Raw genomic sequence first — 22,669 nt, forward strand, 5'->3', positions numbered from 1 at the left:
GCTCAAGTATATATTTGAGTGAACGTTCAAGAATTGGTGATGCTGATGCCCCGCAAACCCGCATACGATCGTGACGTGTTGATCGCGAAGGCGAAGGATATCTTCTGGCGTCAGGGCTGGGCTGGTACATCGCTGAAGGATCTGGAGCGGGAACTGAAGCTGAAGCCCGGCAGTTTTTATGCGGCGTTCGGGTCGAAAGATGCGCTCTATGCGCTGACGCTGGAAAGCTATACGCAAGAAGGTTTGGCGCGCCTAAAGGCCCTGGCTGAGAGACTGGGTCCGAAGGAGGCGCTGAAAGCACAGCCCCGATTGGTGATCGAAGCAGCCGAGACCCCGGCAAAGGCCTGCATGTTGGCAAAGACATATGCCGAGTTGAAGGCGAAGGATCATGACCTTGCGGATCAGGCGGCGCATTACATGGCGGAAATGAAAGACTGTTTCGCTGATCTGTTTCGCAAGGCTCAGGATGCCGGTGAAATCGGGGCGGGACGTGATCCGGATCGTTTGGCGGCCAGGTATCAGTCAGACATTCTGGGGCTGCGCTTGTCCGCTGAACGCACAGACGTTGATGCGGCGCAAATTGCAGCGGATATCGCGTCTGATATCGATCGTTTGTGAGCCCCTCTCGGGGCGGCAAAAAACGATCCGGAAAACCACAAAATATTGGGGGATGGCGTGACAATCCCTACCAGAAAACGTATAAGTTACCAAAATAATATAGGTACTGACTGAATGTCCGAAGACGCACAGGCCCCTCAAGAATACGGCGCAGATTCTATCAAGGTTCTCAAAGGCTTGGAGGCAGTTCGCAAACGCCCCGGCATGTATATCGGGGACACGGATGATGGCTCGGGTCTGCACCATATGGTGTATGAGGTTGTCGACAACGGGATTGACGAGGCTCTGGCGGGTCATGCTGACCATGTGACGGTGAAAATTCACGCCGATTCCAGTGTTTCGGTCAGCGACAATGGGCGTGGTATTCCGGTGGACATCCACCCGGAAGAAGGCGTGTCGGCGGCCGAGGTCATCATGACCCAACTGCATGCCGGCGGAAAATTCGACAGCAATTCGTACAAGGTGTCGGGCGGCCTGCACGGTGTGGGTGTTTCCGTGGTGAACGCGCTTTCGGATTGGTTGGAACTGCGTGTCTGGCGCAATGGCAAAGAGCATGTCGCGCGGTTTGAAGGTGGCGAAACCGCTGAGCACCTGAAGGTTGTCGGTGAATGCGGAGACCGGACAGGAACAGAAGTGCGGTTTCTGGCTTCGACCGATACATTCTCGAACCTCGAATACTCATTCGAGACATTGGAAAAACGCCTGCGCGAACTGGCTTTCCTGAATTCGGGCGTTCGGATCATCCTGATTGACGAGCGTCCGGCGGAACGGCTGGAAACCGAGTTGTTCTATGAAGGTGGGGTCAAGGAATTCGTTAAGTATCTCGACCGGTCCAAAACCCCCGCCATGTCCGAGCCGATCTATATCAAGGGCGAGCGCGACGATATCGGCGTGGAAATCGCAATGTGGTGGAACGACAGCTATCACGAATCTGTCCTGCCATTCACCAACAATATACCTCAGCGCGATGGCGGTACCCATGTGGCGGGTTTCCGAGGTGCCCTGACCCGGACGATCAACAACTACGCGCAGTCCAGCGGGATCGCGAAAAAGGAAAAGGTCAGCTTTACCGGTGATGACGCGCGCGAAGGTCTGACCTGTGTGCTGTCGGTCAAAGTGCCTGATCCGAAATTCTCGTCACAGACCAAAGACAAGCTGGTCAGTTCCGAGGTTCGTCCGGCGGTTGAGGGTCTGATGAACGAAAAACTTGCCGAGTGGTTTGAAGAAAACCCGACCGAGGCCAAGGCGATCGTCGGCAAGATCATCGAGGCTGCGCTGGCACGCGAGGCCGCGCGCAAGGCGCGTGAACTGACCCGCCGCAAAACGGCGATGGATGTGAACTATCTGGCGGGCAAGCTGAAGGATTGTTCCGAAAAGGACCCCTCCAAAACCGAAGTCTTCCTTGTTGAGGGCGATTCAGCCGGAGGGTCGGCGCAAACGGGCCGTGACCGGCTGACTCAGGCGGTTCTGCCGCTGCGCGGTAAGATCCTGAACGTGGAACGCGCGCGGTTTGACCGGATGTTGTCCTCGCAGGAGATTGGCAATCTTGTCATGGCGCTGGGCACGGGTATTGGCCGCGATGAGTTCAACATCGAAAAGCTGCGTTACCACAAGATTGTCATCATGACTGACGCGGATGTGGACGGTGCGCACATCCGGACCCTGCTGCTGACGTTCTTCTACCGGCAAATGCCTGAGCTGATCGAAGGTGGGTATCTCTATATCGCGCAGCCGCCACTTTATAAGGTTTCGCGCGGTAAATCAGAGGTTTATCTGAAAGATCAGGCGGCGCTGGACGATTATCTCGTCAATCAGGGGATCGAGGGTGCCGTGCTGAAACTGGGATCGGGCGAAGAGATCATTGGTCAGGATCTGGCCCGCGTGGTGGACGAAGCGCGACAGTTGAAGCGTGTTCTGGACGCCTTCCCGACACACTACCCGCGCCACATTCTGGAACAGGCAGCCGTTGCCGGTGCCTTTGTGCCGGGTGCGGTGGACGCCGACCTGCAAGGGGTGGCTGACAAGGTTGCCGCCCGTCTGGATCTGATCGCGTTGGAGTATGAGCGTGGCTGGCAGGGCCGGATCACGCAGGATCACGGAATTCGCCTGGCCCGCATTCTGCGTGGTGTCGAAGAGGTTCGCACCTTGGACGGCCCGATGCTGCGGTCGGGGGAGGCCCGCAAAACAGGCAGCTTCACGCAAAGCCTGCAAGAGGTCTACAACACATCGGCCACGTTGATCCGCCGTGATCGTAGCCAATTGATCCACGGTCCGCTGGACCTGTTGCGCGCCATTCTGGAAGAAGGGGAAAAGGGCCTGTCCCTGCAGCGCTACAAAGGTCTGGGAGAGATGAACCCCGACCAGCTTTGGGAAACAACTTTGGACCCGGATGCACGCACGCTGCTTCAAGTGCGCGTAGACGATATGGTGGAAGCCGACGATCTGTTCACCAAGCTAATGGGTGATGTTGTCGAACCTCGTCGGGAATTTATCCAGAAAAACGCTTTGAGCGTCGAGAATCTGGATTTCTGACGGTGTAAAGACCAACGTGCTACCTGTTTGGGGCTGAAGTCGATCTGTGCAATTGCTGATCGAGCGATGTGCATCTTGGATGGCACTGGCCATGCTTCAGCGTGCGGGCTCTGACCTATCAGTCGACGTAACGAAACTGTGGTAAAGCCTGCTCGGTTGCTTCTAACCTTTGCCGGGCGAGGTAGCGGCAGGAATGGTTGCGGCGGATGTTCAGCAAAGTACTAAAAATGACCGGCAGTGCGGTGGTTCTGGGCGGGGTAGCTTTGATTGGCTACCTTTGGTTCGCACCCCCGGATCTTTTGAAGTTGGGAACCAACTACTCTGCCAAGATTGTCTGTTCGAACGTTTTCATTGCTGGACGGGATCCTGACGAAGTTCTGGCTGTGGACGTGCAAGCACCCGGCCACCCTCTGCTGGGGCAAATCTCAATAGAGGTGGATCGGGAAGCGCAGACTGTGAAAGCGCGGATCTTCCGGTTTTTTGCACCCGCGAGATCGCAGTTTCGTCAGGGGCTTGGCTGCACAAATGTTCATGAGGCTGATCTGAGCAACCAGACACTTTCAGCGCCTGATCCGCTGCCAGCAGGACTATGGCCAAACGGGAATGACGTTGCCTTGTCCCAAGACCCGAAGCTTCAGAATGTAATGTCGAATGACAGTTTGGTCGGCGAAGGATATCGCGCAGTTGTGGTGGTTCGAAACGGGCGCATCATTGCTGAACGGTACGCAGATGGGTTTAATGCGGATACCCCGTTACTGGGCTGGTCCATGACCAAGACAGTTACGGCCGGGTTGATCGGCACCTTGATTGAAGCGGGTCAAATGAGCTTGTCAGATACGCTTGTCGACAGCTTTCCCGATTGGGCCGACGACGCAAGGCGCAACATTACCGTTGCTGATATGCTGGCGATGACAAGCGGGCTGCAATGGGATGAAGAATACGGCGACGTTTCAGACGTAACACGCATGCTGTATCTCCGAGACGGTATGGCCGAATTTGCTGCCGGGCGCGTTGCTGAATCCAGTATTGGAAAGGACTTCAACTATTCCTCGGGCACGTCCACGATGCTGTCTCGGGTTTGGCAGGACAAGTTGGGCGACGGTGGGCTGAGCTATCCGCACAACGCGCTATTTGCGCCGATTGGCATGACATCGGCGGTTATCGAGACGGATGTCAGCGATACCTTCATCGGGTCCAGTTATATGTATGCGACGGCGCGTGACTGGGCCCGGTACGGGCAGCTTTTGCTGCAAAAAGGGGTTTGGAAGGGCTCTCGGATATTACCAGAAGGTTATGTGAACTGGATGTTCGAGCCGGTTGATGCTTCGGATGGCAAATACGCCAAGGGCCACCTTTGGCTGGAAGCACCCGGAGATTTGCCACCTTTTGAAGATGCCGTCTGGTTGCAGGGGCATGATGGTCAGTCCATCGGTATTTTCCCCTCTCATGATATGGTGATTGTGCGATTGGGATTGACGCCGTCCCGGCTGGGTTACTCATCCTTGCCGCTGGCCAAGGAACTGATTTCCGCATCTGGAAGCTAGCGTGCCAGGGTGCAAAAACCTGTTGGCCGCGACAGACAGATCACGCCTGACTGGCAAGTATTTCGACAAATACATCCTCGATCAGGACACAGGGTCGCAGGAGAGTGTCTTGCAAGTTGTAGGCATTTAGTATACCGCGGCATACAAAATTAAGGCGCTGGTTTGTTACCCGCCAGCGCACCAGCTAAATGGTCGGAACCGTCATGAGCCTATATACAGAATACCTGAACGAGATTGAGACGCGCAAAGAGCAAGGTTTGCACCCCAAACCCATTGAAGACGGTGTGCTGCTTCAGGAAATCATCGAGCAAATCAAGGATGTTGAAAACGTTCACCGCGCCGAGTCTTTGACCTATTTCATCTATAACACGCTGCCGGGGACAACCAGCGCAGCTGGTGAAAAGGCACAGTTCCTGAAAGAGATCATATTGGGTGAAGCCTCGGTCGAAGAAATCTCGCAGGCCTTCGCGTTCGAGCTGCTGTCACATATGAAAGGCGGCCCCTCGGTCGAGGTTCTGCTGGATCTGGCGCTGGGCGATGATGCGTCGATCGCAAATCAGGCGGCAGAGGTGATGAAAACGCAGGTGTTCCTGTACGATGCGGATACCCAGCGCCTCAAGTCTGCTTTTGAGGCCGGAAACGCGATCGCAAAGGACATTCTGGAAAGCTATGCCAAGGCCGAGTTCTTTACCCGGCTGCCTGACATTGAAGAGGAAATCAAGGTTGTGACCTATGTCGCGGCCGAAGGAGACATTTCCACCGACCTTCTGTCGCCCGGTAATCAGGCGCATTCTCGTGCGGATCGGGAACTGCATGGCAAATGCATGATCACACCGGCGGCACAGGCCGAGATTCAGGATTTGCAGAAACAACACCCGGACAAACGTGTCATGCTGGTCGCCGAAAAAGGGACCATGGGCGTCGGGTCGTCGCGCATGTCCGGCGTCAACAACGTCGCCTTGTGGACCGGAACGCAAGCCAGCCCTTATGTTCCCTTTGTGAACATCGCACCAGTTGTCGCGGGAACAAACGGAATCTCACCGATCTTTCTGACCACCGTTGGCGTGACCGGAGGTATCGGCATTGACCTGAAGAACTGGGTCAAAAAGCTGGATGACGACGGCAACCCGATTCTGAACAACGACGAAAGTCCTGTCCTTGAACAGAAATACTCGGTCGAAACCGGAACCGTTCTGACCATCAACACAAAGGACAAGAAGCTTTACAACGAAGCAGGCGATAAAGAGCTTGTCGATGTATCGTCGTCCTTCACGCCGCAAAAGGTCGAATTCATCAAGGCTGGCGGCTCTTACGCGATTGTCTTTGGGAAGAAGCTGCAGACATTTGCGGCAGAAACCCTTGGCGTTGCGCTGGAATCTGCATTTGCTCCGTCCAAGGAAATCTCACACGAGGGTCAGGGCCTGACAGCTGTCGAGAAGATCTTCAACAAAAACGCGGTTGGCGTGGCTGACGGAAAGGTTCTGCACGCGGGTTCGGACGCTCGGGTTAAGGTCAATATCGTTGGGTCGCAAGACACCACTGGCCTGATGACCGCGCAGGAGCTGGAAGCTATGGCGGCAACAGTGATCTCGCCCATAGTTGATGGCGCATATCAGTCCGGGTGCCACACAGCGTCGGTTTGGGACGCAAAGGCGCAGGCGAACATTCCTAAACTGATGAAATTCATGAACAACTTTGGCCTGATCACTGCGCGTGATCCCAAGGGTGTTTACCATTCGATGACAGACGTAATCCACAAGGTGCTGAACGACATCACCGTGGACGACTGGGCCATCATCATTGGCGGCGACTCGCACACCCGCATGTCCAAGGGCGTAGCGTTTGGCGCGGATTCGGGCACCGTTGCGCTGGCGCTGGCCACCGGTGAAGCCACAATGCCGATCCCTGAATCGGTTAAGGTGACCTTCAAAGGCCAGATGGCAGACCATATGGATTTCCGCGATGTGGTTCACGCCACCCAGTCGCAGATGTTGAAGACATTCGGTGACAACGTCTTCCAGGGCCGGATCATCGAAGTTCATATCGGCACCTTGCTGGCGGATCAGGCGTTCACCTTTACCGACTGGACGGCCGAGATGAAGGCCAAGGCGTCGATCTGTATTTCCGAAGATGACACGCTGATTGAATCTCTGGAAATCGCCAAAGGCCGCATCCAGATCATGATCGACAAGGGTATGGAAAACGAAGCCCAGACGCTGCAAGGTCTGATCGACAAGGCGAATGCGCGGATCGCGGAAATCAGGTCGGGTGAAAAGCCGGCCCTGAAACCTGATGAAAACGCCAAGTATTTTGCCGAACTCGTCGTTGATCTGGATGAGATCGACGAACCGATGATAGCCGATCCTGACGTGAACAATGCTGACGTATCAAAGCGTTACACCCACGACACGATCCGCCCGGTTTCCTACTACAAGGGTGAAAAGAAGGTCGATCTGGGCTTTGTCGGGTCGTGCATGGTGCACAAGGGCGATCTGATTATCGTCTCGCAGATGCTTAAGAACCTTGAAGAGGAACAGGGCACTGTCGAGTTCAAGGCCCCGCTGGTTGTTGCGGCACCGACTTACAACATCATTGATGAGCTGAAAGAAGAAGGCGAGTGGAGCATTCTCCAGAAATACTCGGGCTTTGAATTCGATGATCTGTTCCCGAAAAACAAGGCACGTACGGAATATGAAAATATCCTGTACCTTGAGCGGCCCGGCTGTAACCTTTGCATGGGGAACCAGGAAAAGGCTGCAAAAGGGGATACCGTTCTGGCGACATCCACGCGCCTGTTCCAGGGTCGTGTTGTTGAAGACTCGGATGAGAAAAAGGGTGAGTCCCTGCTTGCGTCTACACCGGTTGTCGTACTCTCGGCCATATTGGGCCGGACCCCAACCGCCGAGGAATACAAGTCGGCGGTAAAGGGGATCGACTTGACCAAGTTCGCGCCGCCGATGGAAAAGCCCGCGACCGCGAAATCGGCTCACTTCTGAGGACGTTTTGTAACTTGTAGGCCCGGTCGCCAATAAGCGGTGGCCGGGCTTTTCCAATTGAACGACACTCCCAGCCTTTCGACACCTCGTCTTAGCAAGGATGGGTTATGCACCTGACACATCCGCTCAGGTTCCGTTTCGTCGGACCCTGTCAAAGAATGGGTAAAGGGCCGCGGGTCTTGGTCTGGCGAAGCACAAAGTTGCTGCGGGTGTCGCGGACAAGCCCTGATTTCAACAGGCGCTGCATGATAAAGACTTCAAGATCCTCGGGGGTTTTGGCGTAGACCTTCAGGATAAAGTCATGATCCCCGGTGATCGAGGCGCACTCCACGATTTGCGGCTCGGTCTCGACCAGACGAAGAAACGCCGAGATGCTGTTTTCCTGATGGTCTTTCAGTGCAACGTGGACATAGGCGATGGCATTCAAGCCTACAGCCTTGGCAGAGACCTGCGCGCGATACCCTGAAACCACCCCGGACGACTCGAGGTCACGGACGCGGCGCCAGCATTGCGACGCCGATAACCCGGTCCGGTCGGCAAGCTCCTGCATTGACAGACGCCCGCTGGCCTGAAGCTCTCGCAAAATATCGATGTCGGCTGGGTGAAGCATTTGGCCCGAAAATAGCAATATTTTGGAATGTCCCATTCATAATACGGACGATAGGTAGAATATCAAAACAAATTCTCCATGTGAGTTGAGGTATCCTGATCTCATGCAGGAGGATGCTGATGCCCAAATCGACGAAATATGTCGCCAAACTGGCGGATGAACATGGCCACATTACCTACACAGACGAAGAAAATGCGGTCTGGGCTGATCTTTACGCGGCACAGGAAGAAAATGTTCGGCGCTATATGGCACCGGAATACCTACGCGGTTTGGCGCGGCTGGATCTGCCGAAGACCAAAGTGCCATCTTGTGCGGAAATTTCGAAACGGTTGCTGGACCTGACCGGCTGGCGGGTGCAGCCGGTTCCGGCGCTGATTGGGTTCAAGACATTTTTCGGGATGCTGGCGGATCGGGTTTTTCCGGCCGCCTCTTTCATCCGCTCCCGGGAAGATTTCGACTATATCGAAGAGCCGGATATCTTTCATGAGATATTCGGACATACACCGTTGTTAAGTGATCCACGTTTTGCCGCGTTCAGCCACGCCATCGGGCTAGCCGGAAAGCAGGCAGATGACGCGGATTATGCCTGGTTGATCAGGCTCTACTGGTTTTCGATCGAGTTTGGCCTGCGCCGCCAGAACGGCCAGATCAAGGCGCTGGGTTCAGGGTTGGCGTCGTCGCCGACAGAACTGGTCTATGCCGTGACCAGCGACATACCCGATCGTGACCCGTTTGACGTTCTGACGATTCTGCGAACACCCTACCGGATCGATATGCATCAGATGGGGTATTTTGTTCTGGATGACCCTGAAGAGTTGTTTGAGGCCGCCGAACGGGACCTGCTGGCAGATGTTCGTCGTGCGCGCCGCCTCGGGCTGTTGCCGAACAAGTTTCCCGAAAAGGTAACCGCCGCCGAGTAGCAGGGGCTGCGTCTTTTCAAGCGTCAAGGTTTTTGTACATAAAGGTTGTGGGCTCGAATTTTTGTTCAAATGGGTTCCGGCAGTAATTCGGTATTTCCCCCGCGATCTGAAACCCGAGGCTTTGATAAAGCAGCCGCGAGGGATCGGTGCTGCGCGTATCAAGTACGAGCATCGTGCGCCCCACCTCTCGCGCCCGAAGAACAAGCGCGTTCATCAGGGATCGGCCTAACCCCCGCCGTCTGGCGTTGGGATGGACCAGAAGTTTCGCCACATCGGCGCGGTGGGGTTGGTTGGGCATTGCCGCCGGGATCAATTGAACGGTGCCTGTAATGCGGGGACCGTTATGCGAAACGAACAAGTCCAGCTTACCTGACCTGAGACCGGGCTGTACGTTTTGTTGCCAGTACGCACGCGCATCGTTCAGGGTAAACGGAAGTATGTAACCTATGCTGGCCCCATCATGAACACAGGCATGCAAGATTCCAGCCAGGTCATCCAGTGCCGTGTCAAAATCGTTCTCGGTCAGGCGCGTGATCATATAAGCACCAGCAGGTAACGTGCGCCACGCGACGCCCCTGTTTCAAACCGGGTCGGTCCCGACAGATGGTAGCGCAGGCAATCCCCGGCGTTCAGCGCGTGGGGAGTTCCATCAACCGTCAGAGTAAGCGCGCCGTCCATTAAGATCAGATGATGCTCTTGCCCCGATTTAGGTGGCACTTCGTAGGTAATGACCGTGTCCCGGGGCAGGTGGCATTCCAGAACCTCGGCGTTCAATCCATTTGCAAGTGGTGAAACAGCACGGCGGGTGAAGCCGGTTTCGGGGTCGCGCCACTCGGTCTGGCGTTCGAATGGAACCTTGGGGTCAAAGCTGTCTTCAACCATCATCAGCAGGCGTGAGATCGGCAGATCGTATACAGCGCACAGACGGCCTAGATTGTCGGCTGTTGGGCTGACATCCCCTTTTTCCATACGGGACAAGGTGGCGCGGCTGATCCTGCTGTGTTCGGCAAGGTAATCCAAAGACCAGCCACGCCCGCGGCGCAGTTCGCTCAGGCGATTGGCAAGGCGGTTTGACAGGGTGTCAGGCATTACATCTTCGTGAAAAAATTCTCATATATGAGAAAATATACAAATAAACATCACATATCAACGAAAAAGGATGCGGACAATCCGCATCCTTTTCAAGAAGTCAGCGCCAAGAAGGATTACTTCCAGCCAACTTCGTTAAAGATCTTCTGCGCTTCGGGGATGTTCTTTGCAACGTCTGAAAGGTTCACGTCGTCTGCCTTGAATTCACCCAACGCCTTGACCGACTCGGCCAGTTCGACATTTGGAACTGCCGGAAACTCGTCATTTCCCGCCGAGAAGTATTTCTGCGCCTGATCGCTGGCCAGATACTCAAGGAACAGGATCGCGTTTTCCTTGTTGGGTGCGTGCGCGGCGACCCCACCACCGGATAGATTCATATGCGCGCCATAGCTGTCCTGGTTCGGGAAGACCCAGCCGATCATATCGCGGTCTGCGGACAAGCCTTTGACGTCTGTGCGAATGGAGCGCGCGAAATAGTAGGTGTTCGAAACCGCGATGTCACACTCGCCCGAAACGATGCCGCGCAACTGGTCGGTGTCACCGCCCTGCGGGTCACGCGCCATGTTGGCGACTACACCCTCGGCCCAGGACTTGGCGGCCTCAGTGCCTTCATGTGTGATGATCGATGCCAGCAGGGTCTGGTTGTAGGTGTTGGTCGAAGACCGGATACAGACCATTCCCTTGTATTCCGGTTTGGCCAGATCAGCGTAGGTGGCCGGCGGGTTGGTCACGTTTTCCTTGTCGAAAAAGATGATCCGACCGCGTTGCGAGAAACCAAACCACTGATTGTCGCTGTCCTGCAGATTGGCTGGAATGCGTTCTTCCAGTGTAGCGCTGTCGATTGATTGCAGGACACCTGCATTCTTGGCCCGCGCCAGACGCGACGTGTCCACGGTCAGCATCACGTCGGCAGGTGAGTTCGCGCCTTCCGCTTCCATCCGGGCAATCAGTTCATCCGCTTTGCCTTCGATCCTGTTGATCTTGATGCCGGTTGCGTCTTCAAAGTCGGTATACAGCCGTTCGTCGGTGTCATAGTGGCGCGACGAATAGAGGTTCAGTTCGCCCTCGGCGGCGGCAGAGGTTGCGATCAGAGCCGACAGTGCGGCGGCCAGGCAGGTCGTGGATTTCAGCATTGTGTGCCTCAACAATTGAATTTCGGGTCGGTCATTAATCCGACTGATTTTCTCAATTATACGATTCTGGGCGGGATGCAAGTAAATCCGACTGATTTACTTGGTCAAAAGGTCGCTGTGACGTTCAATATGCGATGCTCTGAAGGCATACGAGGGGGGAAGGTTGGTGGTAACGTGGTCGAGGGACTTGGTCCAAGCGCTTCTAGCGGATATTTTGGCAAGACAGATTGTCCGAGAAAAAGAACATGCCGTCTTATTCACTTAAAGGAAGAACGTGAGATATGCCCGAAACACTGGCTGAAAAATTGGAGAAATCTAACCTTGGCCATTGGATGTCGCGCTTTGAAGGGTTCATGGTTTTTGTTGGCGTGGTTGGTCCTTTTGCCACACTGCCACAGCTCGTGAAGCTGTATTTGACGCATTCGCACCATGCCTCGGGACAATCCTTGTTGTCTTGGTCGCTATATACCGCCTTGTCCCTGCTTTGGTTTGCTTACGGCTTGGTTGTTGGAAAGCTTCCAATCTATGTCGGCAACGGGATTTCGATGGTTCTGAACTTTCTTATGGTCGTTGGCATTCTGATCCATGCAGGGATTACATTTTAGGCGCGGGTGGAACAAAAAAAACCGCACTCGAAGGTGCGGTTTCTTTAAGCAGTGATGTGCCGTTCTTAGCCCTGACGAGCTTTGAACTTGCGCTGCGTCTTGTTGATCACGTAGACGCGGCCTTTGCGACGCACAATCCGGCAGTCGCGGTGCCGGTTCTTGAGCGAGCGGAGCGAGTTCTTGACCTTCATGGTCTGTCTCCAATCTGCGGCGCCTTCATCAAGGACGTGGCCAGCGCCTGGGTTACTCGGGTGCCCCGGAAAACCGGAACAGTGAAACGATGGTGGGCGGTACAAGGATCGAACTTGTGACCCCTTCGATGTCAACGAAGTGCTCTACCGCTGAGCTAACCGCCCACTTTCCCTTTGCGTGCCTTGCCCCATAACGAAATGGGGCGCGGATCCCCGCGCCGGTAGCGGGGTCTATAAAAGGAGTCGCAAAAGGGTTCAAGGGGTTTGGAAGAACAATTTTTCCGGTCTATGTTGATTACGAACACGGAGGGATCATGCAAAGCGCAGCCTATGTATTGGATATGCCCGAAAACCGCACCTCGTGCGTGGTTTTTTCATCGCCACACAGCGGGCGGGAGTATCCTGAGGCATTTCTGAACCGGTCCGTGTTGAACCGGAGCGTGATTCGATCCTCAGAAGACGCCTTTGTTGATCAGTTGTTCGCGCCGGCTGCGGAAAACGGTGCCCCTTTGATCAAGGCGGCCATGCCACGCGCCTATCTGGATTTGAACCGCAGTCTGGATGAGCTTGACCCGGCCTTGATCAGCGGTGCCCGCAGGCACGGGCATAATCCAAGGGTCGCGTCAGGGCTGGGGGTGATTCCCCGCGTAGTTGCCAACGGTCGGGCAATCTATCGCGGCAAACTTACCATGGACGAAGCGCGGCTGCGCATCGACACCTATTGGCGCCCTTATCATGCGCGGTTGAAATCCCTGCTGGCCGAATCACACGAGATGTTCGGACAGGCAATTCTGGTGGACTGCCACTCGATGCCGCACGAGGCGGTGGCCATGGCGGGCACTGCGCGCGGAAGGCGGCCCGAGATCGTGCTGGGCGACCGGTTTGGCGCGTCCGCGTCGTCAGAGGTCGTCGATATCATTGAAGCCGCTTTCGCGGCAGCGGGTCTCAACGTGGCACGCAATGCGCCTTTTGCCGGAGCATATGTGACGCAAACCTATGGTCGTCCCGGTCGCCAGCAGCACGCTGTACAGATCGAGATCGATCGCGCTTTGTACATGGACGAAGAAAAAATCGCGCCCAATGCCAATTTCATGGCGTTCTCGAAGCTGCTCAGGCAGGTGGTTCGCGAGATTTCCAGCCTGGGTGCGAGCCCAGAGCGTCTGGCGGCGGAGTAGCTTCAGCGCAGCGCACGGCCCTTCATGATTGCTTCGGCCCCGAACCGCTGGCGAATCTCGTCCGTGGCCCGTTCGGCCTTGGATCTGCGGGCAGCATCCGGATCCAGCAAGTCGCCGGAAATATCCGCCTGATCAGCCGGGCAAAGGTCGGACAAACCACAGCCCAACAATCGATATGGCCCCTGATCGCCAACCTGATCGAACAGGCCCCGGGCCGTGCGGTAAATCCGGTCGGCAATCTGTGTCGCATCCCGCAAGGCTACGCGCCGCGTCAGGATCTTGTGATTGGCTTTCTTCAGTTTCAACGTGACAACCCGACCAGCCAGATCCTTTGCCTTGGCGCGGTCCGACACTTTCAAGGCCATCCGCCACAAATGACCGTCCAGAATATCAAGGCTCGACGTATCTTCGAAAAATGTCGTCTCGTTGCTGATGGATTTCATCGGCTCATGCGCCGATACGCGTCGCTTGTCCTGACCTCGGGCCAAGTGCCACAGGCGATATCCCATTGAGCCGAACCGCGCGGTCAGTGCCTCCTGATTCCAGCGCAGCAAATCACTGAAAGTTCTGATCCCGGCCTGGTCCAGCGCTTCCTGCGCAGCCGGGCCAATGCCCCAGATCAACCGTACGGGTTTGTCGTTCAGAAACTCTGCCGTTTCCACCTTGCCGATCACTGAAAACCCGCGCGGTTTGTCGAGGTCCGATGCGACCTTGGCCAGAAATTTGTTGTGACTTAACCCGATAGATCCGGTGACACCAATTTCTTCCTTCATGCGCTTGACCAGACGCGCCAGCATGACGGCAGGTGGCGCGCCGTGCAGACGTTCGGTTCCCGACAGGTCCATGAAGGCTTCGTCCAGCGAAAGCGGTTCGACCACGGGTGTCAACTCATCCATCATGGCGCGGATGTCGCGCGACACCTGGGCGTAGACGGACATGCGCGGCTTGATCACGACGGCTTCGGGGCAGAGTTGCAAGGCCTTGAACATGGGCATGGCCGACCGGACACCGCGAATACGGGCAACGTAGCAGGCGGTTGAAACAACGCCGCGCTTGCCGCCGCCAATGATGACCGGTTTGTCCGCCAGTTCCGGGTTGTCACGTTTTTCCACTGAGGCATAGAAGGCATCACAATCCATATGGGCAATCGACAGGTCAAACAGTTCCGTGTGTGTCTTTACCCGCGGACTGCCACAGGCAGTACAGCGTTGTTCGTTTGACAATGTGGTCAGGCAATCTCGGCAAAGACCGGGCATCTGCGTCCTCATGCGTTCCGCAGTTGGCTTGGAGGTTCTTTATATCACCTGTGATCCTGGATCAAAGGCCCTGCTGACATGGTATGATTTGGAAAGAAGACCCCCCGCACATCGCGGGGGGAAGTAACGAACCTCAGGAAGAAGCGGTTCGTTGGGGAGTATTTCCCCTTCAGAATCTCTGAAAATCCTTAGTTTCGATAGGATGAAGGTCGTGCGGAGAAAACTCGGGTTTTGAATGTGTGTTTTCTGGCACAGAGACGATTTGGCGCGGTTTTGTCAAAAAGTGACCTAAGGTCAACTTGTTGCGCGGAAAATCCAACGTAAAACACACCTGAAAGAACCGAGCGGTTTTAGCTGACCTTCAGAGAATTTAGTTCGGAAAGAACAGCCTCAGCAGCGGCTTTTGGGTCTTTTGCCTGATAAATCGGGCGGCCGACAACGATGTGATCTGCGCCTTCCTGAATGGCGCTTGCCGGGGTGGCTACACGTTTCTGGTCGCCAAGCGCTGCGCCAGCAGGGCGCACACCAGGGGTTACGATCAGGCGACCTTCAGCCTGAGGCAGAACGCGGATCAGGGCGGCTTCCTGCGGGCTGGCGATAACGCCATCAGCACCGGCTTCAAAGGCTTTGGCCGCGCGCTCAACGACCAAGTCCTGCACATCACCGGATCTCAGAAGGCTTGCGTCCAGATCGTCGCGGTTCAGCGAGGTCAGGATGGTCACGGCGAGGATCTTCAGGTCTTTACCCGCAGCACCTTCTTTGGCAGCGCGCACCACATGAGGGTCACCATGCACGGTCAGAAAATCCAGATCGAATTGCGCCAATCCCCGCACGGCATTTTCAACTGTGTTGCCAATGTCGAATAACTTCATATCCAGGAAGATGCGCTTGCCGTGATCCTGTTTCAGTTCGTTGGCCAATGCCAGCCCGCCACCGGTCAGCATACCCAGCCCGATCTTATAGAAAGAAACACTGTCCCCCAAACGTTCTGCCATGGCCAACCCTTGCAGAGCGTTGGGAACATCAAGGGCTACGATCAGGCGGTCATCAGACATGGGGGGCGCTCCTTTTTGGCAAACGTCTGCGTCCTAGCGGCTTCGGGCCGCTCTGTCCATCTGCTAAGCCGCGCAGGCAGCTTCAAATCGTGTTATCGTGCTCTGTATTGAAAACTCGAATTCAAAATAAGGGGCGACAAATGAAAAAGCTGGTTTTGTTGGGCGCGTTGATTGCACTGGCCGCATGTAATGAAACGCCGCCCGAGGAGACGGATACAGGGGCTGCACCTGTGCCGACCAATGACGATTTGCGTTTGGTTGGTGGTTACAGGTCCGAGGATGATTGGTGTCAACTTACTGGTGAAACGGCGTTTACCGGCAATTTCCTGGACCATACGGCAGATCTGGTTTCTTGCCCGACGGGAAGTGCGGCAGCCCAATCTTTGGTGAATGATCTGGGTGCCGTTCAGGTCGCCGAGACCGGTGGTTATTCAGTCTATACCATCCAGCGCGAATAGGTCGATTTCTGTGTTTTAGCCTCTTGAACCACCGAAGATATTTCCCAGATTGAATGTGAGGCTTCGACCGACATGTGCTGCCAGGCGGGCATGTCAAAACGGGGCGCTTGGAAAAGGAGAATATCATGGACTTGAACAAGTTCACCGAGCGGGCACGGGGATTCGTGCAGGCAGCGCAAACCATTGCGCTGCGCGAGGGGCACCAGAGGCTGGAGCCTACGCATATACTCAAAGCACTGATGGATGACGATCAGGGGTTGGCCAGCAACCTGATCACGCGCGCGGGTGGGGCCCCGAACCGCGTGGTTGAAGCGCTGGACACCGCGATGGGGAAAATCCCCAAGGTCAGCGGCGACGCGAGCCAGATCTACATGGACGGCCAGACCGCCAAAGTACTGGACGAGGCTGCAAAGTTGGCATCAAAGGCGGGCGACAGTTTCGTGCCGGTCGAACGCGTGTTGATGGCGCTGTGCATGGTGAAGTCCAAGGCCAAGGATGCATTGGACGCCGGAGCCGTATCAGCGCAAAAGCTGAATGAGGCGATCAACGACATTCGCAAGGGTCGCACCGCTGACAGCGCGTCGGCGGAAGAAGGCTATGACGCGCTCAAGAAGTACGCGCGTGATCTGACCGAGGCTGCAGCCGAAGGCAAAATTGATCCGATCATCGGTCGGGATGAGGAAATCCGCCGTTCGATGCAGGTTCTGTCGCGTCGCACCAAAAACAACCCGGTTCTGATTGGTGAGCCCGGCGTCGGTAAGACCGCGATCGCCGAAGGTATGGCCCTGCGTATCATCAACGGCGATGTGCCTGAATCGCTGAAGGACAAGAAGCTGCTGGCGCTCGACATGGGTGCTTTGATTGCTGGCGCGAAATACCGTGGCGAGTTCGAAGAACGCCTCAAGGCCGTTCTGACCGAGGTGACTGAAGCCGCGGGTGAGATCATCCTGTTCATCGACGAGATGCACACGCTGGTCGGTGCCGGGAAATCGGACGGTGCAATGGATGCGGCCAACCTGATCAAGCCTGCGCTTGCCCGGGGTGAACTGCATTGTATCGGTGCGACCACGCTGGATGAGTATCGCAAATACGTAGAAAAAGACGCTGCCCTTGCGCGCCGGTTCCAGCCTGTAATGGTACAGGAGCCGACAGTCGAAGATACGATCAGCATCCTGCGCGGCATCAAGGAAAAGTACGAACTGCACCACGGTGTGCGCATCTCGGATTCAGCGCTTGTTTCAGCGGCGACCCTGTCGCACCGCTATATCACTGACCGCTTTCTGCCCGACAAAGCCATCGACCTTGTCGACGAGGCCGCATCGCGTTTGCGGATGGAGGTCGACAGCAAGCCCGAAGAGCTTGATCAACTCGACCGGAACATCCTGCAGATGCAGATCGAGGAAGAGGCGCTGAAGCTTGAAGATGACGCGGCCTCGAAAGATCGTCTGGAAACCTTGCAAAAGGACCTGGCCGATTTGCAGGAACGATCCGCCGAGATGACAGCACAATGGCAGGCCGAACGCGACAAGCTGGCGGGGGCCCGTGACCTGAAGGAACAGCTCGACAAGGCGCGCGCTGATCTTGAGATCGCCAAGCGTGAAGGCAACCTCGCCAAAGCGGGGGAATTGTCCTATGGCGTCATCCCCGAGCTTGAAAAAAAGCTGACCGAGGCCGAGAACGCCGAAAGCAATGGTATGATGGCCGAGGAAACAGTGCGCCCTGAACAGATTGCTTCCGTCGTGGAGCGCTGGACCGGTATCCCGACCTCGAAAATGCTGGAAGGTGAGCGCGAGAAGCTGCTGCGGATGGAAGACGCTCTGCATTCCCGCGTGATCGGTCAGGATGCAGCGGTGACTGCTGTCGCCAACGCCGTGCGCCGTGCGCGTGCGGGTCTGAATGACGAAGGCCGCCCGCTGGGATCGTTCCTGTTCCTCGGGCCGACCGGCGTGGGTAAGACCGAGCTGACCAAGGCCGTGGCGAATTTCCTGTTCGATGACGACAATGCGATGGTGCGTATCGATATGTCCGAGTTCATGGAGAAACACGCGGTTGCCCGTCTGATCGGGGCTCCTCCGGGCTATGTCGGTTATGACGAAGGCGGTGTGCTGACCGAAGCCGTGCGGCGCAGGCCCTATCAGGTCGTGCTGTTTGACGAGGTTGAAAAGGCGCACCCGGATGTGTTCAACGTGCTGTTGCAGGTTCTGGATGATGGGGTTCTGACCGATGGTCAGGGCCGCACCGTGGACTTCAAGCAGACGCTGATCATCCTGACGTCGAACCTTGGGTCTCAGGCGCTCAGCCAGTTGCCCGATGGCGCGGACAGCGCGCAGGCACGCCGTGACGTGATGGATGCGGTGCGGGCACATTTCCGGCCCGAGTTCCTGAACCGTCTGGACGAAACGATCATCTTTGACCGCCTCAAGCGGGCCGATATGGATGGCATCGTCGATATCCAGATGGCGCGTCTGCAAAAGCGCCTGGCGGCCCGCAAGATCGAACTGGCCCTGGACGATGGTGCCAAGGAATGGCTGGCCAATGAAGGCTATGACCCTGTCTTCGGAGCCCGCCCGCTGAAACGCGTGATTCAGCGCGCCCTGCAGAACCCGCTGGCCGAAGCGCTGTTGGCCGGTGAGATCAAGGATGGTGAGGTTGTCCCGGTCACCGCCGGGGCTGATGGCTTGATCATCGGTGACCGGTTGGGGACGTCAGAACGGCCCCGCCCGGATGATGCAGTGGTGCATTGATTTAGGCACAAACGGAAGACCCGCCGCATTGGCGGGTCTTTTTTGTCTGCATCTACGCTCTTCGACGCGCCAAAATTCCCCGGCTTGTCCGGGATGGTGGGCCTGCGGGGAATGAGTACTCGCTTTCGCATTCAAAGCCAGCTTTGTGCAATAGTCCCAGAATTTCTTCTCTGCCGAATGTGCGATGGCGCCATTGCAGCCAGATGATTGCATTGCACCAATGCGGCTTTGACACCACCAGATACAAACGACCGCCAGGGCGCATCATATCGTGAATCTTCTCAAGTGCGCGCAACGGATCGGGGCAATGTTCGATGACATGCGCAGCCAGTGCCACATTAGCAGGTTCCAGAACGACAGACCCTAACAATCCCTGCACAAGTCTTGGCTCGACACCCCGCGCCTGTAACGCGCTTTGACCCTGTTTCAACATGGCTTGACTGGGTTCGAGAAGGGTTATTTCGACGGGTGACCCGTGAATAGCGACCCAGGCTTCTGCAAACGAGGCCGTCCCGGCACCGATATCAACAACCCGACTGTTATGCTCTGTCGCGAGCTGACTTGCTGACAGAAAACCAAGATACGCATCGTAATAACCAAGAGCACGCATCTTATCCCGCCATTTTGGTGCAGCGGTATCATAGCGCCGTGTGGTGTCAGACTTGGTCTTGCCCATTGGCTGGCTTGCTCTCAGTGCCTACCACTCATGGAATGCGCAGATGGAAACTGACCCACTGAAGAAAGCGGGCCAGTTTCCCCAAACGTCAGTTTCATCAGATCAGCGCAAGTATCCGCGCCGGACCTCCGGTGCCGCCTGCGTGTTTCGGTGCGCCAATAACAAGTGTTGCGCCTGACGCGGGTACCTGATCCAGATTGGCCAGGCATTCGATCCCGAACCGGCCGGATGGCAACCAGGCATAATGGGTGGCGAAATCCGCAGACATGCCGTGATCCAGTGACAAGGTGTCAACGGCAATAGACCGGGCTCCGGTTTCCTCCATCAGCATCTGCGCAGCTTCAACGTGAAAGCCCGGGTAATGCTGCGCTTCACCGTCGAAATTGCGGAACGCGTCCGTTGCCGTTTTGCCAGCCCACCCAGAGTGCATGGCGACACAAGCGCCGTCTGGTATATCGCCATTGGTGGCTATCCAGGCTTTCAGGTCATCAGGGGTTAAACGCGTATCGGCGTCTTCTGCTGCGCGGGCAGCGATATCGACCACGCAAAGTGGTGCGACCAGATCTGAAACCGGGATTTCATCGACCGAAGCCCCATCCGCAGAAAAGTGCAGCGGGGCATCTATATGCGTGCCCGTATGCTCATTGATTGACAAATTGAACAGATTGAATCCGTGCTCCGCGAAATTGAATGCCTGTTCGGCCGAGATACCCGGCTCTCCGCCCCAGGTCGGGAACTCCGGGCTGAGCGTGTGGGTCATGTCTTGGACACCGCCATGCCCCGCGGCCAGTGCGGCCGGTGCCATAGCCCCGGTTGCGGCAGCCGCAACACCCGATGCCGCCGCGGCTTTGAAGAACCCGCGCCGGGACAGCATCCTGTCTTTTACGGCGTTCATTACACAGATATCACACATTTTTCGTCCTCCCATTGCGGCCACGCGGCTGCAAAAACAGGCCCGCCACACTGTTGATCGCGTATGGTGCCTGTCTGACAGAGTGCAGTTTTGGACCCGCAGTTGTAAAGACTGCAGGCAGACAACCCGGCTGTTGCCCTCCGTTCAGAGCCAGCTCTGAGTGAATCGTATATCCCCAACGAAATGTTCGAGCACTGAGAGTTGGCTCAGGTCGTGACAACCGCTGAAAGCGGGCAGAGCGCGGCACAATCCGCCTGTCTGGGCCTGTCGCCACTCGGAACGTTACAATCACGTCGCTCAAACGTGACGCCTGTTTCCATGGGTCTGTGCTATCAGCACCCTAAGTCTGTAATGACAAACAAATACGACGGAGACCTAGATGGCGCATCGCTGGACCAATACATTAACACATGCCGACGTCACCCCACGGGCGTCCTTCCTGAACCGTCGGCAGGTCATGGCCGGGATGGCGGGTGTTGGTGTGGCGGCAATGGGCCAACCAGCTGCGGCGCAGGATGCGCTGGAGCCGAACACCTGGGATGAGATCACGAGTTACAACAATTATTATGAGTTCGGGACCGGAAAAGATGACCCGGCGAAATATGCGCATACGCTGGTGACCGAACCCTGGAGCGTAAAGATTGACGGTCTGGTCGATCGTCCTGGTGAGTATGATTTCAAGGACATCCTGTCCGAGATGACGATCGAAGAACGCATCTATCGCTTCCGTTGCGTTGAAGCCTGGTCGATGGTCGTACCATGGAACGGGTTCGAACTGGCCGATCTTCTGAAAATGGCGGGGGTGAAAGACGGCGCGAAATACGTAGCGTTCGAAACGGCCCACCGCCCGGATGAGATGCCGGGAACGCGCTATCCCATTCTGGAATGGCCCTATCGCGAGGGTTTGCGCCTGGACGAGGCGATGCATCCGCTGACGATCATGGCCACTGGTATCTATGACAAGCCGATTCCAAATCAGAACGGCGCGCCTTTGCGTCTGGTCGTACCGTGGAAATACGGGTTCAAATCGATCAAGTCGATTGTCCGGATCACGCTTGTTGAAGAAGAGCCGCCCACGAGTTGGAATATGGCCAATTCGCGAGAATACGGTTTTTATAGTAATGTAAACCCGAACGTTGATCATCCGCGCTGGTCGCAAGCCTCCGAACGTGAAATCGGCGGCGGCCTGTTTGCCTCGCGCAAACCGACGCTGATGTTCAACGGTTATGAAGAAGAGGTCGCCAGCCTTTATGAAGGTATGGATTTGGCCAGGAACTACTAGAATCATGCAGGCCATCAATCAGACACTCCGGCGTATTCCGGTATGGGCCGTTTATCTGATGGGCGCGCTGCCCGCGCCCTGGCTGTTCTATCTTGGCCTGACTGGCGGTTTGGGAATCGAACCGATTGAGGCGCTGGAACACCGCTACGGCGAACTGGCTTTACAGTTGCTGATTGCCGGGCTGGCCATCACATCCTTGCGCCGATTTGTGGGCTTGAACCTGGTGAAGTTCCGTCGGGCCATTGGGGTGCTGACTTTTGTATATGTCAGCCTGCATCTCCTTGTCTGGCTGGTTCTGGACGTTCAGCTTCCCAGCCAGATTTGGGCGGATATCCTCAAGCGTCCTTATATTACCGTTGGAATTGGGGCGTTTCTTTTGCTGTTGCCTCTGACGGCAACATCCAACAACTGGTCGGTGCGCCGACTGGGGCCGCGTTGGCGCAGGCTGCATTGGCTGGTGTACCCGGCCGCTTTGCTGGGCGGCCTGCATTACGTGATGCTGGCAAAAGGGTTTCAGATCGAGCCGCTGATCTATTTGGCAGCTATAGTCATCCTTCTTGCCCTTAGGTTGCCGATTCCAAGCCTGTCACTCCAGTCCAACACAGCAGATTCTGCCTGACTCGGAAGCGAGTCTGTGAGTAACATTGTAAACAAGGCGATAAAGTGCGGAACCCCATCTGTGTTTTCGACGATTCCGGCGCGCTTCGGCCTGATTGTGAATGGTTAACATGTTGAAAATAAATAATTATTTTTGAAATCGGCATTTTCTTTTGTTTTCGTGCATTTTCCGCTTGCGGGTTTTGAGAGTAATACTTAGAACCCCCTTCACCGGCGCAACTGAGGTTGGCCTGACGGACTGGAAAGACGGTTGA

20 protein-coding genes and 1 tRNA gene are annotated in these 22,669 nt (G+C 56.1%); 11 read left to right on the forward strand and 10 right to left on the reverse strand.

Translation table 11 applies throughout. The features are described from left to right. Positions 1-45: 45 nt before the first annotated feature. The 4 genes from ACR0EK_RS12095 (at position 46) to ACR0EK_RS12110 (ending at position 7,690) form a co-directional block, all read left to right on the forward strand. On the forward strand, positions 46-618 hold the full coding sequence (locus ACR0EK_RS12095; RefSeq protein WP_480488096.1) for a TetR/AcrR family transcriptional regulator: 573 nt from the start codon (positions 46-48) through the stop codon (positions 616-618). A 114-nt stretch (positions 619-732) separates the two neighbouring features. Next, positions 733-3,150, forward strand: coding sequence for a DNA topoisomerase (ATP-hydrolyzing) subunit B (gyrB, locus tag ACR0EK_RS12100; RefSeq protein ID WP_480539388.1), 2,418 nt, complete (start codon positions 733-735; stop codon positions 3,148-3,150). 206 nt (positions 3,151-3,356) lie between these two features. Further along, complete coding sequence (locus ACR0EK_RS12105) at positions 3,357-4,694, forward strand: serine hydrolase domain-containing protein (protein WP_480967832.1); 1,338 nt, start codon at positions 3,357-3,359, stop codon at positions 4,692-4,694. Positions 4,695-4,897: 203 nt separating this feature from the next. After that, a complete protein-coding gene (locus tag ACR0EK_RS12110; RefSeq protein WP_480900009.1) occupies positions 4,898-7,690 on the forward strand; it encodes a bifunctional aconitate hydratase 2/2-methylisocitrate dehydratase in 2,793 nt (930 codons plus the stop codon). 151 nt (positions 7,691-7,841) lie between these two features. Here the strand turns inward: ACR0EK_RS12110 and ACR0EK_RS12115 are convergent, their stop codons facing one another. Next, on the reverse strand, positions 7,842-8,300 hold the full coding sequence (locus tag ACR0EK_RS12115) for an Lrp/AsnC family transcriptional regulator (RefSeq protein WP_480494575.1): 459 nt from the start codon (positions 8,298-8,300) through the stop codon (positions 7,842-7,844). A 119-nt stretch (positions 8,301-8,419) separates the two neighbouring features. On the opposite strand from ACR0EK_RS12115, the gene ACR0EK_RS12120 reads away from it, so the two are divergent. Further along, positions 8,420-9,220, forward strand: coding sequence for a phenylalanine 4-monooxygenase (locus ACR0EK_RS12120; protein ID WP_480900007.1), 801 nt, complete (start codon positions 8,420-8,422; stop codon positions 9,218-9,220). 16 nt (positions 9,221-9,236) lie between these two features. Here the strand turns inward: ACR0EK_RS12120 and ACR0EK_RS12125 are convergent, their stop codons facing one another. The 3 genes from ACR0EK_RS12125 to ACR0EK_RS12135 all read right to left on the reverse strand — a co-directional run bounded on the left by ACR0EK_RS12125 (position 9,237) and on the right by ACR0EK_RS12135 (position 11,442). Further along, positions 9,237-9,758 (reverse strand): N-acetyltransferase family protein, encoded by a 522-nt coding sequence (locus ACR0EK_RS12125; RefSeq protein ID WP_480539380.1) that lies wholly within the window; start codon positions 9,756-9,758, stop codon positions 9,237-9,239. Further along, positions 9,755-10,309 (reverse strand): helix-turn-helix domain-containing protein, encoded by a 555-nt coding sequence (locus ACR0EK_RS12130; protein ID WP_480483954.1) that lies wholly within the window; start codon positions 10,307-10,309, stop codon positions 9,755-9,757. The genes ACR0EK_RS12125 and ACR0EK_RS12130 overlap by 4 nt, the downstream gene beginning before the upstream one ends. A 116-nt stretch (positions 10,310-10,425) precedes the next feature. Beyond that, positions 10,426-11,442 carry a Fe(3+) ABC transporter substrate-binding protein gene (locus ACR0EK_RS12135; RefSeq protein ID WP_480483955.1) on the reverse strand — a complete coding sequence of 339 codons (1,017 nt, stop codon included), beginning with the start codon at positions 11,440-11,442 and terminating at the stop codon, positions 10,426-10,428. A 281-nt stretch (positions 11,443-11,723) separates the two neighbouring features. Between ACR0EK_RS12135 and ACR0EK_RS12140 the strand changes: the two genes are divergently transcribed. Continuing rightward, the gene (locus ACR0EK_RS12140) at positions 11,724-12,047 is read left to right on the forward strand and encodes a SemiSWEET transporter (protein WP_480474865.1); all 324 of its coding nucleotides are present in this window, start codon (positions 11,724-11,726) and stop codon (positions 12,045-12,047) included. A gap of 65 nt (positions 12,048-12,112) precedes the next feature. On the opposite strand, the gene ykgO is transcribed toward ACR0EK_RS12140, so the two are convergent. Further along, positions 12,113-12,238, reverse strand: coding sequence for a type B 50S ribosomal protein L36 (ykgO, locus tag ACR0EK_RS12145; RefSeq protein WP_008755722.1), 126 nt, complete (start codon positions 12,236-12,238; stop codon positions 12,113-12,115). Between the two features lie 90 nt (positions 12,239-12,328). After that, a tRNA-Val gene (locus ACR0EK_RS12150) sits at positions 12,329-12,403 on the reverse strand. A gap of 149 nt (positions 12,404-12,552) precedes the next feature. Between ACR0EK_RS12150 and ACR0EK_RS12155 the strand changes: the two genes are divergently transcribed. After that, positions 12,553-13,413 carry an N-formylglutamate amidohydrolase gene (locus ACR0EK_RS12155; protein ID WP_267365028.1) on the forward strand — a complete coding sequence of 287 codons (861 nt, stop codon included), beginning with the start codon at positions 12,553-12,555 and terminating at the stop codon, positions 13,411-13,413. 2 nt (positions 13,414-13,415) lie between these two features. On the opposite strand, the gene ACR0EK_RS12160 is transcribed toward ACR0EK_RS12155, so the two are convergent. Both ACR0EK_RS12160 and pyrF read right to left on the reverse strand, forming a co-directional pair. Then, positions 13,416-14,669 (reverse strand): DNA polymerase IV, encoded by a 1,254-nt coding sequence (locus tag ACR0EK_RS12160; RefSeq protein ID WP_480900005.1) that lies wholly within the window; start codon positions 14,667-14,669, stop codon positions 13,416-13,418. Between the two features lie 350 nt (positions 14,670-15,019). After that, complete coding sequence (pyrF, locus tag ACR0EK_RS12165) at positions 15,020-15,724, reverse strand: orotidine-5'-phosphate decarboxylase (protein WP_480774004.1); 705 nt, start codon at positions 15,722-15,724, stop codon at positions 15,020-15,022. Between the two features lie 140 nt (positions 15,725-15,864). Between pyrF and ACR0EK_RS12170 the strand changes: the two genes are divergently transcribed. Beyond that, positions 15,865-16,182 carry a hypothetical protein gene (locus tag ACR0EK_RS12170; protein WP_209599181.1) on the forward strand — a complete coding sequence of 106 codons (318 nt, stop codon included), beginning with the start codon at positions 15,865-15,867 and terminating at the stop codon, positions 16,180-16,182. 125 nt (positions 16,183-16,307) lie between these two features. Next, positions 16,308-18,926 carry an ATP-dependent chaperone ClpB gene (clpB, locus tag ACR0EK_RS12175; RefSeq protein ID WP_480900003.1) on the forward strand — a complete coding sequence of 873 codons (2,619 nt, stop codon included), beginning with the start codon at positions 16,308-16,310 and terminating at the stop codon, positions 18,924-18,926. Between the two features lie 52 nt (positions 18,927-18,978). On the opposite strand, the gene ACR0EK_RS12180 is transcribed toward clpB, so the two are convergent. Continuing rightward, positions 18,979-19,602: a class I SAM-dependent methyltransferase gene (locus ACR0EK_RS12180; protein WP_480488071.1), complete on the reverse strand. Its 624-nt coding sequence runs from the start codon at positions 19,600-19,602 to the stop codon at positions 18,979-18,981. A gap of 97 nt (positions 19,603-19,699) precedes the next feature. Then, positions 19,700-20,515 carry a cyclase family protein gene (locus ACR0EK_RS12185; protein WP_267365017.1) on the reverse strand — a complete coding sequence of 272 codons (816 nt, stop codon included), beginning with the start codon at positions 20,513-20,515 and terminating at the stop codon, positions 19,700-19,702. A 379-nt stretch (positions 20,516-20,894) separates the two neighbouring features. Here ACR0EK_RS12185 and msrP point away from each other — a divergent pair, with 379 nt between their 5' ends. Beyond that, positions 20,895-21,797 (forward strand): protein-methionine-sulfoxide reductase catalytic subunit MsrP, encoded by a 903-nt coding sequence (gene msrP / locus ACR0EK_RS12190; protein ID WP_480539374.1) that lies wholly within the window; start codon positions 20,895-20,897, stop codon positions 21,795-21,797. Between the two features lie 4 nt (positions 21,798-21,801). Then, on the forward strand, positions 21,802-22,416 hold the full coding sequence (gene msrQ, locus ACR0EK_RS12195) for a protein-methionine-sulfoxide reductase heme-binding subunit MsrQ (RefSeq protein ID WP_480587089.1): 615 nt from the start codon (positions 21,802-21,804) through the stop codon (positions 22,414-22,416). Positions 22,417-22,669 lie beyond the last annotated feature (253 nt).

The organism is Ruegeria sp. AE4, assembly GCF_056542185.1.

Coding starts and splice junctions, on each gene's coding strand:
- ACR0EK_RS12095 (WP_480488096.1), top strand. CDS start 46: ATGCCCCGCAAACCCGCATACGATCGTGACGTGTTGATCGCGAAGGCG.
- gyrB (WP_480539388.1), top strand. CDS start 733: ATGTCCGAAGACGCACAGGCCCCTCAAGAATACGGCGCAGATTCTATC.
- ACR0EK_RS12105 (WP_480967832.1), top strand. CDS start 3,357: ATGTTCAGCAAAGTACTAAAAATGACCGGCAGTGCGGTGGTTCTGGGC.
- ACR0EK_RS12110 (WP_480900009.1), top strand. CDS start 4,898: ATGAGCCTATATACAGAATACCTGAACGAGATTGAGACGCGCAAAGAG.
- ACR0EK_RS12115 (WP_480494575.1), bottom strand. CDS start 8,300: ATGCTTCACCCAGCCGACATCGATATTTTGCGAGAGCTTCAGGCCAGC.
- ACR0EK_RS12120 (WP_480900007.1), top strand. CDS start 8,420: ATGCCCAAATCGACGAAATATGTCGCCAAACTGGCGGATGAACATGGC.
- ACR0EK_RS12125 (WP_480539380.1), bottom strand. CDS start 9,758: ATGATCACGCGCCTGACCGAGAACGATTTTGACACGGCACTGGATGAC.
- ACR0EK_RS12130 (WP_480483954.1), bottom strand. CDS start 10,309: ATGCCTGACACCCTGTCAAACCGCCTTGCCAATCGCCTGAGCGAACTG.
- ACR0EK_RS12135 (WP_480483955.1), bottom strand. CDS start 11,442: ATGCTGAAATCCACGACCTGCCTGGCCGCCGCACTGTCGGCTCTGATC.
- ACR0EK_RS12140 (WP_480474865.1), top strand. CDS start 11,724: ATGCCCGAAACACTGGCTGAAAAATTGGAGAAATCTAACCTTGGCCAT.
- ykgO (WP_008755722.1), bottom strand. CDS start 12,238: ATGAAGGTCAAGAACTCGCTCCGCTCGCTCAAGAACCGGCACCGCGAC.
- ACR0EK_RS12155 (WP_267365028.1), top strand. CDS start 12,553: ATGCAAAGCGCAGCCTATGTATTGGATATGCCCGAAAACCGCACCTCG.
- ACR0EK_RS12160 (WP_480900005.1), bottom strand. CDS start 14,669: ATGCCCGGTCTTTGCCGAGATTGCCTGACCACATTGTCAAACGAACAA.
- pyrF (WP_480774004.1), bottom strand. CDS start 15,724: ATGTCTGATGACCGCCTGATCGTAGCCCTTGATGTTCCCAACGCTCTG.
- ACR0EK_RS12170 (WP_209599181.1), top strand. CDS start 15,865: ATGAAAAAGCTGGTTTTGTTGGGCGCGTTGATTGCACTGGCCGCATGT.
- clpB (WP_480900003.1), top strand. CDS start 16,308: ATGGACTTGAACAAGTTCACCGAGCGGGCACGGGGATTCGTGCAGGCA.
- ACR0EK_RS12180 (WP_480488071.1), bottom strand. CDS start 19,602: ATGGGCAAGACCAAGTCTGACACCACACGGCGCTATGATACCGCTGCA.
- ACR0EK_RS12185 (WP_267365017.1), bottom strand. CDS start 20,515: ATGTGTGATATCTGTGTAATGAACGCCGTAAAAGACAGGATGCTGTCC.
- msrP (WP_480539374.1), top strand. CDS start 20,895: ATGGCGCATCGCTGGACCAATACATTAACACATGCCGACGTCACCCCA.
- msrQ (WP_480587089.1), top strand. CDS start 21,802: ATGCAGGCCATCAATCAGACACTCCGGCGTATTCCGGTATGGGCCGTT.